The organism is Lyngbya sp. PCC 8106 (assembly GCF_000169095.1).
Taxonomy (GTDB): domain Bacteria; phylum Cyanobacteriota; class Cyanobacteriia; order Cyanobacteriales; family Microcoleaceae; genus Capilliphycus.
In genome coordinates, this window is record NZ_AAVU01000079.1 from 1 (window position 1) to 13,990 (window position 13,990).

Here is a 13,990-nt window from a genome sequence, read left to right on the forward strand (position 1 = left end):
TGTTGTTTCCATACATTAAGGAACCAGCTACGGGTTCACGGATACCGTCGATGTCAACCGGAGGTGCTGCGACGAAGGCTACGATGTAGCAGATTGTTGCTGTCAACAGGGTAGGGATCATCAACACGCCGAACCAGCCGATGTAAAGGCGGTTGTTTGTGGACGTTACCCAGTTGCAGAACTGCTGCCATAAGCTGGCGCTTTCGCGCTGCTGTAAGGTAGTTGTCATGGTATGTATAATTGCTATTTGTTTTTCAAGGTTCGTCGGTAGGTGTTTGTTCCTGCCGTTGATACTATTATTAATCTAATTTTGAGATTTGTAAAGGAGTTTAACGAAAGTTTTTTAAATATAAATTATAAGAAAAACTAATACAATTCGCCAAAAAAGCGTTAGAGTGTCTTTAGGCTAAGGATCTCAGAGCATCGCCCGAATTGATAATCCGTTCCAGCCCAGATCAAGATATCCTTAGCCTGAACCCAAATCCGAGAACAGAGAATGAGTGAAACAACACTGTCACTATTTTGGCAACTTGTAGGATGGGTATTTGCCTTAAACGCTGAAGCTTTCCGAGTCGTTAGCAACGTTCCTCAAGGCTTGATCGTCGGCTTATTTATCGTCTTATTTGCTGGACTCTCCCAAGCGATCGCTCAAAGTATTATCCTATTTATCAACCAAGTTAAACCCATTCGATTTGTCTTCAGCCTGCTGATCAACACCTTTTTGTTTGTAGCGGGTTTTTTGTTCCTGGTTTTCAGCACTTGGTTAATTACCCTGTTACCCGGAACCGTCAACATCAGTCTGATTACCCTGATTAAAGTTTTGGGAATTAGCTACGCTACCCTCGTGTTTAGCTTTTTAGGTGCTTTACCTTATCTGGGAGTTCCTCTGCTGTCATTACTCTCGGTATGGCATTTGTTGGCGCTGGTTGTTGGGTTTAGTGCTATTACCGAAATCTCAGTCGAGAAAGGCTTAGGTTATGTCGTCTTCGGGTGGATTGTACTCCAGATCCTACAACAAACGGTCGGACGCCCCCTTGCCAACTGGGGTCGTTGGTTAACGGATACAGTCGCAGGAGTTGACCTATCCACTCGTCGTCGGGATATCAATAATATCGTTCAAACTCGCGCCCAGGAATCCTCATCAATTTGGCAAGAACAACTACGAGAACGAATCACAGAAATTCGACAAACCACCTATTCATCGGAATACAGCTCACAAACAACAGTAACAGAAACTAGACCTCAACCCGCTTCTACAACGACTGCAACACTTTCTCAACCCCCAAACAGAATAGAAAATCCGCAAACCGGGATTAACAAAACCGTAAAAACGATTCTCGGTTTATGCGGAATTGCCATTTTAACCTACATTATTATCATCTTTTTGCGACCGATTCGAGAATGGTGGTTTGGGTGGTATACCAGTCTACCGACCTTATTTTGGCTAATCTTTAAACTGGTTTGGATTGGTGTAATTGCCCTGGTGGTCGCCGGATTACTTGCCCCGTTAGAAACACTGGGTTGGTGGGCAGGGTGGTATGATGATCAAGTTGATACTATCGAGAATGCAGGAAAACTTGCCGAACCCGTTGCCGATTCTCAAAACATTTCTCGCTACATTGTTTATTTGGATGGCATTGGTAAATCAACTTTTGAATACTTACCCGATATCGAAGAATTTTTAGATACATTAGCCCCGGCTTTACCCAAAGATATCGCTTTAATTCGGGGAATCATTCCCTATTCTGTTCTCAATAATCCCCTCGATCAAGATCGACCTCTGGCTTTTTTGTGGAAACGGGTTGAAAAATCCCGGTTCGCAAATCCGGCTAGTATCTTAGGATTATTAATTAACATCCGTAATGTCTTAATTGTGGGAGTTTCGGCCGATAAACGCTACGGCCCTCTCTATAACCAAGGCATTGCTCAAGTTGTCTACAATGGCTTAGTAAAAAATGGCTATCGGCTGAATAGTAGCATCCCCATTACTTTAATTGGTTATAGCGGTGGCGGTCAAATGTCTTGTGCTTGTGCGCCATTTCTTAAACGGGCTTTAAGCGCCCCTATCAATGTGATTTCTTTAGGTGGGGTCATTAGTGCCAATTGTAATATCCTCAAACTCGAACATCTCTATCACCTCGTTGGAGACAAAGATGGAGTTGAACAAATAGGGGCAGTTATGTTTCCCGGACGTTGGAAACTGTTTCCCTTATCTTATTGGAACCGAGCCAAACGACGGGGTAAAATCTCAATATTATCAATGGGGCCTGTCGGACATCAAGTTCCCGGTGGTATTCTTGACCCTGATTTAAGGTTATCCGATGGTCACAGTTCTCTCGAACAAACGATTAACTATATTCAAAAGATAGTCCAAGGTGATTTACTACCGCAAATTGATTTAACGGCAATTCAAGCGAGCAATTATGAACTCTATCGCCAAGCCGATTTTAACCGCCCCGAATATTATCCCATTGATCAAACGGTTAATCCTAATCTCTACAAACCGATTGGTACTTGGATGGGAAGATTAATCTTACCGAAATTAGAACAACGTTCCCAAATTCGAGGGGTTTTATTTGAAGTTTATCACGCCGATACTGACTCTCAACACCTTGTCGGACAAGTGGTAAAGTTACGTTGGGCTAATCACCCAGAAGTCCAAAAACTCGTGCAAGCTGTCACCCAAGACGTTCATTTTAGTGCAGATGCTGAATATACCAGCAAATACGGCGGGCTAGTTCATCCAGTTCGTCTCAACCATTGGCAGTCTGTTGATCCGTTAGAATCTTTAGCAGGTTCTCATCTGGTGGATGATGTGATCGTCATGCTCGATGGCGCCGTCATAGTCGAAGAAGAACCAAAAGCCGCTCCTAACTCTCCCATTACACTACGAATTTATCAAACTCCGATTCAAATTACAGGACGTTACTATGGTTTGATTAAATTTATCGAACCGATTCCTGAAACTGATGAATTTCGAGTGATTCATTTTAACCCAATCTCGCGTCAGTTTGATGGCCCGGAAGAACAGGTGCGTTTACCCGACGTTATTCTCGCGCCAGCCTACGGAAGTTATCCTTCTACAACAAATGACATTGAACAGTCGCCTTTAAACGAGACAGGTTGGTACATCTACGGCGCAAAAGATCAAAATGGACGGTTTGTGGTGCAGTCTCTCGCGCCTCGTTCTCTGTTGCGTCTCCAACCCGATCAAGTGATGTTTGGGAAAGCGGCTAATCGTTATGTTCGCAAAGAAGCTTGGGAGAATATTGTCGCCCAAAAAGGACGGATTTCTTCTGTACTCTGTTTAAATCACAAAGAAGAGTCTTCATCTGTGATTCAAAATGCAATTGATACTTGGCAAGAAGGAGATCGCGCTTTGTTGCTTCATACCTATGGCGGAATTGGCGGTAAAAACAAAGAACCTGCCGCAGCGACTCCGATTTTCTTTGGACATTTTGCCTATGGGGTGGCTGAAGTGGTTCGTGATCCGATTGCTTTGGAGTTACGCTTTGAGATTAGTTATCATCAGGTTTACACCCACAATACCGATGGGTTAATTGCCGGAACGCTACACTGGTCGAGGTATGTTGGCGATCGCCAATTGGGTTGGTTGGGAACTCGTCCGATATGCGATATTTTGATTAAACTGGATGCTTTTACCGGAGATTATGATTTAGACGGGTTACAGCGATCGCCTCTGACGCGAATGTTAGCACAGTTGCAAGTGATGACCGCCCGTTATCGTATCGGAGACGGCACTGGAGGAACCTATGTTGGGCCGGCGAATAATTGTTCTCAAGACTCCAACCAAGCCTTATTTGCCAGTATTCAACACATTAAAGCAACTATTCAATCAAATCAAGAGTGGTTTGAAAATTGGGGAAATTGTTATCCCGAACAAGCCGAACGTTTTCAAGAGTTGATCAAGTTGGGTGTCGATCTCAAACAAGAATTACAACCGTTTGGGAAACCCCGTCCAGACTGGGAGAAAAATGAATATAATCTCGGTACGACTTTAGAAGATGAACCGTTGAGAAACTTGGCAATGGGACTTAGCAGTTGGCGAACTTTGCTCCCTCGCAAAGCGAGTGATACGGTTGTTAAAACTTTCCTCAAGTATAATGCTTGCGTGTGGGTGCTACGAACCAATCAAGTTGGTGGATATAACCCCAATATTGAACCCATTGCCCCGATGACATTTTAGAGAAGGCAATATTGACACTCCCACGCCGTAAACGGCGGGGATTCTTGGTTCAGCGAGTCCATTTAATACAGATAGGCTGCCCTATCTGCACCAGAGATGAATTCTCCCCAAGCGTTTTGCTCCATTTCAGAAACCTGTTTGGGTATGCCCTACCCTACAGTTCAAAACCTAAAATCTTGGTTTCTCTGTACTTGTTGCGTTGCGCTAATAAGCGTACAAGCTTTCCTGTACGGAACCCCATAACTTCAGTGCGTCAAGGTGCGTTGCCTTTCGGTGACTGGGTTTTTAGTGTGGTTGATTACCCTTTCCACAAAAGAAAGTTTAACATAAAGCCGTCCTCAAGGACGGGGCTTGTATCCCAATTTTTTCGGTCAGTCGTCAAAATCTAGTGATCTCCTGATCTCTCTATCTCTCTATCTCCCTATCTCCCTATCTTCCGACTCCTCTGAGTTTGATTAAAAACAGCGTGAGCGCTTTTGCTCTCAATGCACAACATAGCTCGATTACATTACCCTATAGATTAAATCGATTAAGATGCGTCCCGACAGATTTCTAAAAAACATGGTGAAACAGCTTACCTCGCCCTATTCTGCGACTTGGATTAGCAACCTATCAGAAATTCCCAAATCTGAATGGGATGCTTTGGCAATACCGTTAAAAACGCCTTTTTTTGAATGGGATTGGTTGCACAACTTAGAAGCCTCTGGAAGTGCGACTGGACGAGCGGGTTGGCTTCCGCATCATTTGACGATTTGGCGTGATGGTCAACTGGTGGCCGCCGCACCGTTGTATATTAAAAGTCACAGTCGCGGTGAATTTGTCTTTGATCATCAATGGGCAGATTTGGCTTATCAGCTTGGGGTGGAATATTATCCCAAAATGTTAGGAATGTCGCCGTTTACTCCCGTTGAAGGTTATCGATTTTTAATTGCACCGACGGAAGATGAAGAAGAACTAACGGCTTTTATGGTGCATGAAATTGATCAGTTTTGTATTAACAATAAGATCTCGGGTTGTAATTTTCTCTATGTTGATCCGCAGTGGAAGCTGTTAATGGAACGGCAGGGGTTTATGGCTTGGTTGCATCATAGTTATATCTGGACAAACGAAGGCTTTAACTCTTTTGATGATTATTTAAAGGTTTTTAATGCTAATCAACGTCGAAATATTAAACGAGAACGCAAAGCAGTTGCGAAAGCGGGATTGCAGCTTAAAACGTTAACGGGAGATGACATTCCCAAGTCTTTATTTAGTTTAATGTATCATTTTTATGCGGATACTTGTGATAAGTTTGGGTGGTGGGGAAGTAAATATTTAACCCGAAAGTTTTTTGAACAACTCCATCACGACTATCGCCATCGAGTCTTATTTGTGGGGGCTTATAGTGAACAAGATGAACGAGAACCTGTGGGAATGTCATTTTGTTTAACCAAAGGTGATCGTTTATATGGTCGCTATTGGGGGAGTTATCAAGACATCGATTGTTTACATTTTAATGCCTGTTATTATTCACCGATTGAATGGGCAATTAATAACGGGATTCAAACCTTTGATCCCGGCGCGGGTGGACGCCATAAAAAACGTCGGGGTTTTCCGGCGATGGATAATCACAGTTTACATCGATTTTACGATAACCGTCTCAGTAAGATTTTACAGTCTTATATCGGCAAAATTAATGCAATGGAACAGCAAGAAATTGAACACGTGAATCAAGATTTACCGTTCCGTCAAGAGGAGGAAAATAATCAGTAATTCTGGAAAAAAAGTAGCGAGTTAGGAGTATAAACTGACTCAAAAATCGAGTCTAAATTGAGTCTAAATGGCTTTATTCAAAACTATCTAAAGGGGCTGCATCTCCCGAACTCGGGGCGACTGGATTAGCCCCTGGTGCATCAGTAGGCGGAGGAGATAATAAAAACGGGTTGGGAGGTGTGTCTGAACCTTCTGGAAAGCTGGGAATCAGAGGATTTTCCCCATCGGGTGAACCGGGAGTCAGCAAGTTCTCCGGATCGGCTTCTGTAGGGAGTTCCGCTGAACTGGGTAATGTAGCGAGGGCGACTCGTTCACCACCAACCGCCCGTAATTTATCTAAGACTTGAACAACATCATTGTAGCGGGCATCTTTTGGGGCATATAATACCATTAATCCACTTGGATTCCAACGCTTGAATCGTTTTAACGCCCGTTCTAATTGTTGATCGCTAACGACTTGCTGATCAATGTAAGTTCTTCCCTGATCGTCTATTCCGACAATCAGCATTTTTTGCATCTGAGTTTCCCCTGTTGTCGCCTTGGGTAAATCAACATTAATCGCTTGCTGACGGGTAAGTTGAAGGGCGGCTAAAATAAAAAAGGTCAGAATACAAAAGACCACATCAATTAAGGGAAGGAGTTCTATCCGAGTATCATCGGGAGAAGAATCAAGATTCAATTTCATGGGTTATTTGAGGCTGGGTTTGTAGAGAAGATGGGTAAAAGTTATTAAAATTGTTAGCAGAAAACCGAGTCTGACTGTCAATAAAACGGCTTAATTTTAGTTTTAGTTTCGTTTGTCGTCCTCCTCAATATATTCAGAAGGTTCAGAGGATTGAATTTCAGTTTCTTTGTGATTCAAAGAATGTTCGATTTCTTGTTCTGGTTTTTCAAGATATATTGTCTGAGAATTATTGGTGTGATTGAAAGCATCATCCGTTTTGGCAGTATACTCCTGTTGGGCTTCCTCGTCTCTAATCACTTGTAACTGAGATTGTACTTGGGGCCAATCTTGACGATAGAGTAATTCTAACTCATTACCCACCTTACGAAACACCTTAATCTGACTAAAAGAAAGGGCTTGAAATAAACGATAAAACGTTAAGCTGATAATCGCCACAATCAAGCCTGTTGCGGTACTAATTAACGCTTCCCCAATTCCCAAAGTTACATCCGACGCCGAAGAAGTTCCAATGTCACCCAAGCGAATTGAACCGAGAGAATTAATCAAACCCAAAACCGTACCCAACAACCCTAACATGGGAGATAGGGCAATCACCGCTTCTAAAATTTTGTCACCCCGTCGCATAGAAGCCAGTTCATCATCGGCTGCGGCTTCTAACGCCAGTCGAAACAACTCCGGATCAGGATTCGTTAACCGTAGCGGTGAATACAGAAATCGACCAACGGGTCGGCTGCTGGCCTCACGGGTGACTTGATAAGCAATGCCCCACTGTCCTCGACGCGCCGCATCTACGACTCGGTTGACAATTTGTTGTTCCCGAGTCAGAGTTGTTCCCCAAAACCACAACCGTTCAATAATCGTACTAACAGACAGAATTGATAAGACTGCCAGAGGCCACATCGCCGGGCCACCTTTGGCAAAGATTTCTACAATATCCATAGATTAACACTCCTCTACAACAGGCTGAACCCCAGATTTAAACGTTGCCACTGCAAACCATATCTAACTAAAGCACTCTTAATTTTAATCTCTGACCCGTGATTGACAAGTCTAAACAGAGAAACGCATTTTCCCGTACCCCTAGAAAGGCTACCATAACTAGAATCAAGCAAAATTGGAAATCTTACGCTAAACTTTAACAGCATATCAGTTGATTATTTATAACTACACTTACTATCTTGACTGGTATAAATCCCGATGGGTTCTATGATCTCACCTCGAACCCCGACATTTTTCAGATACAGGCAGATTTACTCACGAACCTTCCGGGTGGGTTACGGGGTAAGAGAGGTGATGACCGAATTATCGGATCGGAAGTTGCAGAAATCATTAACGGCAATCAAAATAACGATACAATAGCAGGTAATCAAGGCAATGATACCTTATTTGGCGGAAAGGATTCTGATGTCTTAAGTGGAGAGGAGGGAGAAGATCAACTCTTTGGAAATTTGGGAGACGATCAACTCTTGGGGAACTCGGGGAATGATACCCTGTGGGGCGGAAAACAAAACGATATCTTGACGGGAGACGAAGGAAACGACTGGTTAAGCGGTGATTTCGGTCAGGATACTTTAAGCGGGGGTGAGGGAGAGGATATTTTTGTTTTGGGTCAAGATTTGAGTCGCACTAATATTACCACTTCTGATTTTATCGAAGATTTTGAGATCGGTTTGGATCAAATTGCCCTAACAGATAGTTTAACGGTTGAGAATTTGAGGTTAGAGACGGTTATGATCGGAGAAATTATAGCAACATTAATTGCAGTTGAAAGTACAGGCGAAGCTTTAGCAACGGTTTCGGGTGTCCCGCCTACAGAGTTGAATAACGAACAGTTTATTTTACTCGCAGATAACAGCCCGATAACAACCGAAACTCTCAACCCCACACCCATTGAAATTAATCTCGAAGAATTACCTCCACCCTACGCCACCCAAAGCGCGAGTAATTCTCCCCAAGTAATTCCAATTCCTGAAAATCCTGTTTTACAAGTTCCCCCTGGCTTCACCGTTAATGTTTTTGCGGAAAATTTAAACAACCCCCGATGGTTGGCGTTAACCCCAGATGGGGATGTCTTGGTGACGGAAACGCCCGATAACCGCATTCGTCTGTTGCGGGATGAAGATGGCGACGGCGACGGCGATGTTTCTAAAACCTTCGCCGGACCGGAAAATGGGTTAAACTTGCCTTTTGGGATGGCGTTTAGCGAGGATGCTTTTTTTGTGGGAAATACCGGCGAGGTGTTGAAGTTTCCCTATAGCGGTCAAGACCAACTTCAAGGTAGTGGAGAAAAAATCGCCGATTTACCGGGTCAGGGCTACAATCAACATTGGACGAGGAATGTGGTGATTTCTCCCGACGGACAACAGCTTTATGTTTCTGTGGGTTCTGCTTCTAATGTTAGCCCAGAACCGCTTCCTCGGGCATCCGTACAAACGATCAATTTAGATGGTTCTAATCAACAAACTTTTGCTTGGGGTTTACGAAACCCGGTTGGGTTAGATTTTCACCCGGTTACAGGTCAAGTTTTCGCTACTGTTAATGAGCGGGATGGACTGGGTGATAATTTGGTTCCTGATTATTTAGCCGGATTGAACTTTGGGGAATTTTATGGTTGGCCTTATGCTTATTTAACCCCGAATAATATTGATCCTCGGCGTCAGGGAGAGAATCCCGAATTAGCCACAAAAACAACAACACCTGAGGTATTATTTCAGTCTCATTCGGCGGCGTTAGGGCTACAATTTTATGATGGGGAAACGTTTCCTGAAAAGTATCAAAATGGTGCGTTTGTGGCGTTTAGAGGGAGTTGGAATCGTGATCAAGGAACAGGGTATAAACTGGTATTTGTTCCTTTTGATGATCAGGGTCAACCCACTGGAGAATATGAAGATTTTCTGACGGGTTTTTTGATTGATCCCTCTGTTCCGACTACTTGGGGGCGTCCGGTTGGTTTGTTAACAATGCCGGATGGAAGCTTACTGTTTACTGAAGAAGCCAACGATCGCATTTATCGCATTCAATATCAAAATTAGAGTGGTAAAACCTGACCCTAACCCCATCTTTGCAGGAGAGTAATTTGGTAGAATCTATGTCTACAGAAACTCAAAACTTAAAGCAAAAAGCCGTTATTGTTGGAGGAGGGCCTACGGGTTTTGCGACGGCACTCATGTTAGCCAAGCGGGGTTGGTCTGAAATTACCGTATTAGAAAAACGGCTTTCGGCTGATTTTTATGAACCGGATAAATCTTTCAACTATTTAATTGATGGTCGGGGTCAAAAATTTACGGATTTATTGGGTTTAACTGAAAAGTTATCAAAACTTGGTGTTCCCACTACCGAATTTTACTTAACAGAAATCAAAGCGGATGGAACTTGCAAAACTTCAAAAGTACCTGTAGTAGACTCCAACCGAAAAACGGCTTATTGGTTACCCCGTCGAGCCTTTTTGCAGTTGCTTTATCAAGAAATTGAGGAAAATTGGCAGAATTGTATTCGGGTTTTATTCAATACAAAATGCGTGGAAATTGACTCAAGGCTTGAAGAAAACTTGGGAGAATCAAAACTAACCGTTATTGCCGAAGAAATTAATAACGAAAAAGTTGTCAAACTGGAAACCAATCTCTTAGTGGGTTGTGATGGAATTAACTCTGTTGTTCGGGAAACTTTAGATCACTGGGACAACTCGGGAACAGATAAATTTAAAATGCAGTTGTTTCCCTCTGCAAGTTCGGGTTTGAAATACAAAGTTTTGACTCTGCCGCCAAACTTTCCCCTTGATAATAATAAGTCTGAACGGGCAGTTTGTACAATGGCTTATGCGATTCGTGCAGCCTTTACAGATTCTCAGCGTTGGTTATCTCTGGGTATTTTACCTTTTGCTGATCCCAATGAACGGAGAACTGCAAATATTATCCGACAACCTGATCATCAAATTTGGAAAATAGAAGACGGTGAACAGTTATCTAAATTTCTAGAAACCGCTTTCCCCCAATTACCCATACCTGAAATTGTATCACCTGAAGAAAGCGAACGTTTTGCTAAAAGTGAAGGCGGATTTTTTCCCATCCCTCAATATTGTTCTGGGTTGCATTGGTTAGTATCGGCTAAAAATTATTCAAGTGGCGTGGTGTTATTGGGGGATGCTGTTCATTGTTTTCCCCCCGATATTGGACAGGGAGTTAATTCGGCGTTGGAGGATGTTTGTATTCTCAATCAAGCGTTGTCTCAAAGTAATGAGATCATCTCCGATGCTTTGCCATTATATCAGTCTTGGCGTTCTCCCGATTTGAAACCTTTAATCCGTTTGGCTCAAACGGCTTTTCCCTGGCAATATAATCAAGATATTCTTCGGAAACGACTGTGGATGATTAACTTTTTGATCCGGTTATTGTTGAGCCGAGTCTTACCTTTTATTTTCACTCCTCCCGCTTTTATTTTAATACAAAATCATCAACTCAGTTATCGTGAAATCTGGAATAGGACGGAAAAAACCACCAAAATTCTTTATCTATTGCTTGGGTTGATATTGGTGGGGAGTTTATTGATTTTATCTTTCGGCTATATCATAAATTAAACTAATCTATAACTTGGTTTAAGTTCTAAAGTTTCTATCAATACTCTGATTTTACAAAACTTAACCAAAGAATAATTCTCAATAAGCAACGAGCTTGCGTTCTTTCAGCCCTTATGGTATTCTAATATGTGAAGATAATCCAGGATTGGTGTGACCAATCAGGTATTTTTCACGGGTATAACGCTTCAAACCCTGATTTTTCCGTTGCTTCATCCCATCACACTCCCCAAATTAACACCTTGTTCTCAACCCACGACGCACCAATTTTTACCCCTGTCTTTTGAGCCGACTTGACAAAACTCTAGAAATGTGCATTGTCAATCATTATATAGAATTAAGTTTAATTAAACATCGCAGTCTCATCGAAAATGTATTAAGTTTCAGGAATTCTCGATTCTGAAGATGTAGAGCTTTTTAACCTATCTGGGTATTTCTCTATTCATTCTAACCTTTAGGGGTGCAAAAAGCCAGCACCCGAAATCAATAGATTTCATGGAATTGAAATCTGGTGTAAATTTACCCGTTTACAACATTAATCGAGGGGAACAAATGAACTCTTTTGCAACAGTAATGAATTTGCTGCGGGAAAGACAGCAATTTTTAGAAGATATTCGTCACGGCGTTAAACTGAAGCCAAAACTCGTCAATTTATTCATCTCAAGCTCCGTTTTTTTTGCCATTTATGGTTTGATTATTGGTTCGTCAAGTAGCTTTTTACAAGCTGTTTTTTCGGCGATTAAACTTCCCGCGCTTTACTTATTAACGCTAATTATCTGTTTTCCCACATTATATTTTTTAAATGTGATGTTTGGTTCTAAACACAGCTTAGAACAGTATTTAACACTATTAATGACAGCGATGGCAGAAATTAGTGTTTTACTTTTGGGGTTTGCACCTGTCACTTTCTTTTTTATGTTGAGTACCCAAGACTATCAGTTTTTTAAACTTATCAATGTTGGGAATTTTGCCATCACAGGATTTTTAGGAACAAAATTATTTTATGATGGAATGCAATTTATGTCAGAAAAAGATGCAGATGGTCAAAAGCTGCGTTTAAATATTTTGCGCTTTTGGTTAATCTTGTATGCGTTTGTAGGAAGTCAACTCGGATGGACATTAAGACCCTTTTTTGGTGCGCCGGGAGAACCGTTTCAACTATTTCGGGAACAAGACAGTAACTTTTACATGAACGTTATAGAATCCTTGAGTCAACTTTTTCAATAAGCATGAACTCTGACTTGAATTCTTTGAAATTTTCAGAAGATGAACTAGATAATTTAATGGGTTTCTCTCCGGAGAGTTTAACGTTCAATCTCTGTAGAAACGAGGTGATTAGACAGACGATTTTAGGGAAAATTTGGGGCGATTACAAAAAACTCTTTTCCTTGATTTCCACAGAGTTAATCAGTCTATTTATAAGCCTGGTTTTAGCTGGTCCTCTGATGTTACTGTTACTTGACAGAACAATAACTCCTGATGTTCAAGCAACTTTCCCGTTTTTACTCAAAGCCATTGCTTTATCTATAGTGATCACATTAGGAGTTAATTTAGGAGTTGGGTTCAAACTAAAACCGCTACGAAATGTTTTGTATTTAATGGAGGAAGTCAAGAAATATAACGATACTGTTAAAGCGGTTGAAATTTTAGATCAGTTCAGTCAAACCGAAAGCCTAGAAGAAAAACTGTTGAACCGAGAAGAAGTGATTCAAGCCTTAAAGATTACCAGAAATAGTTTAGTTAGCGCGTTTCAAACCGAACGAATACTTCGAGAACATCAAGACTTTATTGATCGTCGTTATGAATTATTTGCTCACTTGGAAAACAACTTAACCGCTTTAATGACTTTTGAGGTGAACAACCAAGCCAACGAATACGGAGAGTTGCTCAATGAAGCCTTACAAATTGGGATGAGTGTTCATCGAGAAATCGAAAAATTAAAGCGAAATTAAAGTCAAACCTATTCCTCATCTCAATCCAAGGAAGGTGAGGATTTTGCTTTTTAGCAACATTCAAATCCACAAAATTAAAAGGTCTTAACTTTTCACTGTAGCTAAAACCTTTATGACTATTTTAGAGGATTGTTTGGCTAACTGGTGCTGTTGAATTAGCTGTTGCGATTTACTACCTTCTTTCCAAAAACCATTCCACCGAGAGTTAATAATCCAAACAGAGTTCCGGGTTCAGGAACTTCTTGAGGTTGAGTAGACTCAGAGGGGATGCTAGAAGGCTTTGTGTAAAAGGCATCACTGTAGCCGTTACCAATACCTTGAACGTGCATTCCAACTCGTACATCACCAGATTTGAAGCTAGCGATAACATCTTCAAACTTACCATCAAACAGGATTCCTAAAGACTCTCCTTGGTCAACTCCTGCTTTATTTGCACCGGGGCTAGTTGCTTTGAAGCCAAAGCTTGATACCCAGTTGTCGATGTTGTTGCTTTGACTGAGGTTTTTGGTATTACTTTCAAACCCGACATTTCCGACATTGTAGCTAGTAGCAAAAGAGTTGAAACTTAAAGAGCTTTTCTTATCATCAAAGTTAATTTGGCTGATGAAGGAATTTGCTGTGTTGTTGTTCTTGATGTTGAATAAAACTTGATTGGTATCCGTTTTTCCAACTTCTATTTTAAATCCACCGACTAAATCATCTCCATAGTTATCTCCGGGAAATATATTAGAAAATCCGAAGACTTCAGTGTTCAGGATATTAAAGGTACTAGAAGTTGTTTGTTGGCTTCCTGTCGTTTGGGGTTTTCCGTTCGCTTGTGCGGG

The 13,990-nt window shown here is 41.7% G+C and carries 9 protein-coding genes and 1 pseudogene; 6 read left to right on the top strand and 4 right to left on the bottom strand.

Going from position 1 to position 13,990, the window contains the following annotated elements:
* Positions 1 to 229, bottom strand: a pseudogene (locus L8106_RS28250) (photosystem II q(b) protein); the annotation flags it as partial.
* A 267-nt stretch (positions 230 to 496) separates the two neighbouring features.
* Here L8106_RS28250 and L8106_RS28255 point away from each other — a divergent pair.
* Together L8106_RS28255 and L8106_RS28260 are read left to right on the top strand one after the other, a co-directional pair.
* Positions 497 to 4,207, top strand: coding sequence for a hypothetical protein (locus L8106_RS28255; protein WP_009787998.1), 3,711 nt, complete (start codon positions 497 to 499; stop codon positions 4,205 to 4,207).
* Positions 4,208 to 4,768: 561 nt separating this feature from the next.
* Positions 4,769 to 5,959 (top strand): GNAT family N-acetyltransferase, encoded by a 1,191-nt coding sequence (locus L8106_RS28260; protein WP_009787999.1) that lies wholly within the window; start codon positions 4,769 to 4,771, stop codon positions 5,957 to 5,959.
* Positions 5,960 to 6,032: 73 nt separating this feature from the next.
* On the opposite strand, the gene L8106_RS28265 is transcribed toward L8106_RS28260, so the two are convergent.
* Both L8106_RS28265 and L8106_RS28270 read right to left on the bottom strand, forming a co-directional pair.
* On the bottom strand, positions 6,033 to 6,644 hold the full coding sequence (locus L8106_RS28265) for a biopolymer transporter ExbD (RefSeq protein WP_009788000.1): 612 nt from the start codon (positions 6,642 to 6,644) through the stop codon (positions 6,033 to 6,035).
* 102 nt (positions 6,645 to 6,746) lie between these two features.
* Positions 6,747 to 7,583 (bottom strand): MotA/TolQ/ExbB proton channel family protein, encoded by an 837-nt coding sequence (locus L8106_RS28270; protein ID WP_009788001.1) that lies wholly within the window; start codon positions 7,581 to 7,583, stop codon positions 6,747 to 6,749.
* 239 nt (positions 7,584 to 7,822) lie between these two features.
* Here L8106_RS28270 and L8106_RS34695 point away from each other — a divergent pair, with 239 nt between their 5' ends.
* The 4 genes from L8106_RS34695 to L8106_RS28290 all read left to right on the top strand — a co-directional run bounded on the left by L8106_RS34695 (position 7,823) and on the right by L8106_RS28290 (position 13,166).
* Positions 7,823 to 9,676 (top strand): PQQ-dependent sugar dehydrogenase, encoded by a 1,854-nt coding sequence (locus L8106_RS34695; RefSeq protein WP_009788002.1) that lies wholly within the window; start codon positions 7,823 to 7,825, stop codon positions 9,674 to 9,676.
* A 56-nt stretch (positions 9,677 to 9,732) separates the two neighbouring features.
* On the top strand, positions 9,733 to 11,217 hold the full coding sequence (locus L8106_RS28280) for an NAD(P)/FAD-dependent oxidoreductase (RefSeq protein WP_009788003.1): 1,485 nt from the start codon (positions 9,733 to 9,735) through the stop codon (positions 11,215 to 11,217).
* A 492-nt stretch (positions 11,218 to 11,709) separates the two neighbouring features.
* Entirely contained in the window at positions 11,710 to 12,441 is a 732-nt protein-coding gene (locus tag L8106_RS28285) for a hypothetical protein (RefSeq protein ID WP_009788004.1), read from the top strand.
* A 218-nt stretch (positions 12,442 to 12,659) separates the two neighbouring features.
* Positions 12,660 to 13,166 carry a hypothetical protein gene (locus L8106_RS28290; protein ID WP_156803844.1) on the top strand — a complete coding sequence of 169 codons (507 nt, stop codon included), beginning with the start codon at positions 12,660 to 12,662 and terminating at the stop codon, positions 13,164 to 13,166.
* 155 nt (positions 13,167 to 13,321) lie between these two features.
* Here L8106_RS28290 and L8106_RS28295 read toward each other — a convergent pair.
* The coding region (locus tag L8106_RS28295) for a PEP-CTERM sorting domain-containing protein (RefSeq protein WP_009788006.1) at positions 13,322 to 13,990 on the bottom strand (669 nt) is incomplete at its 5' end.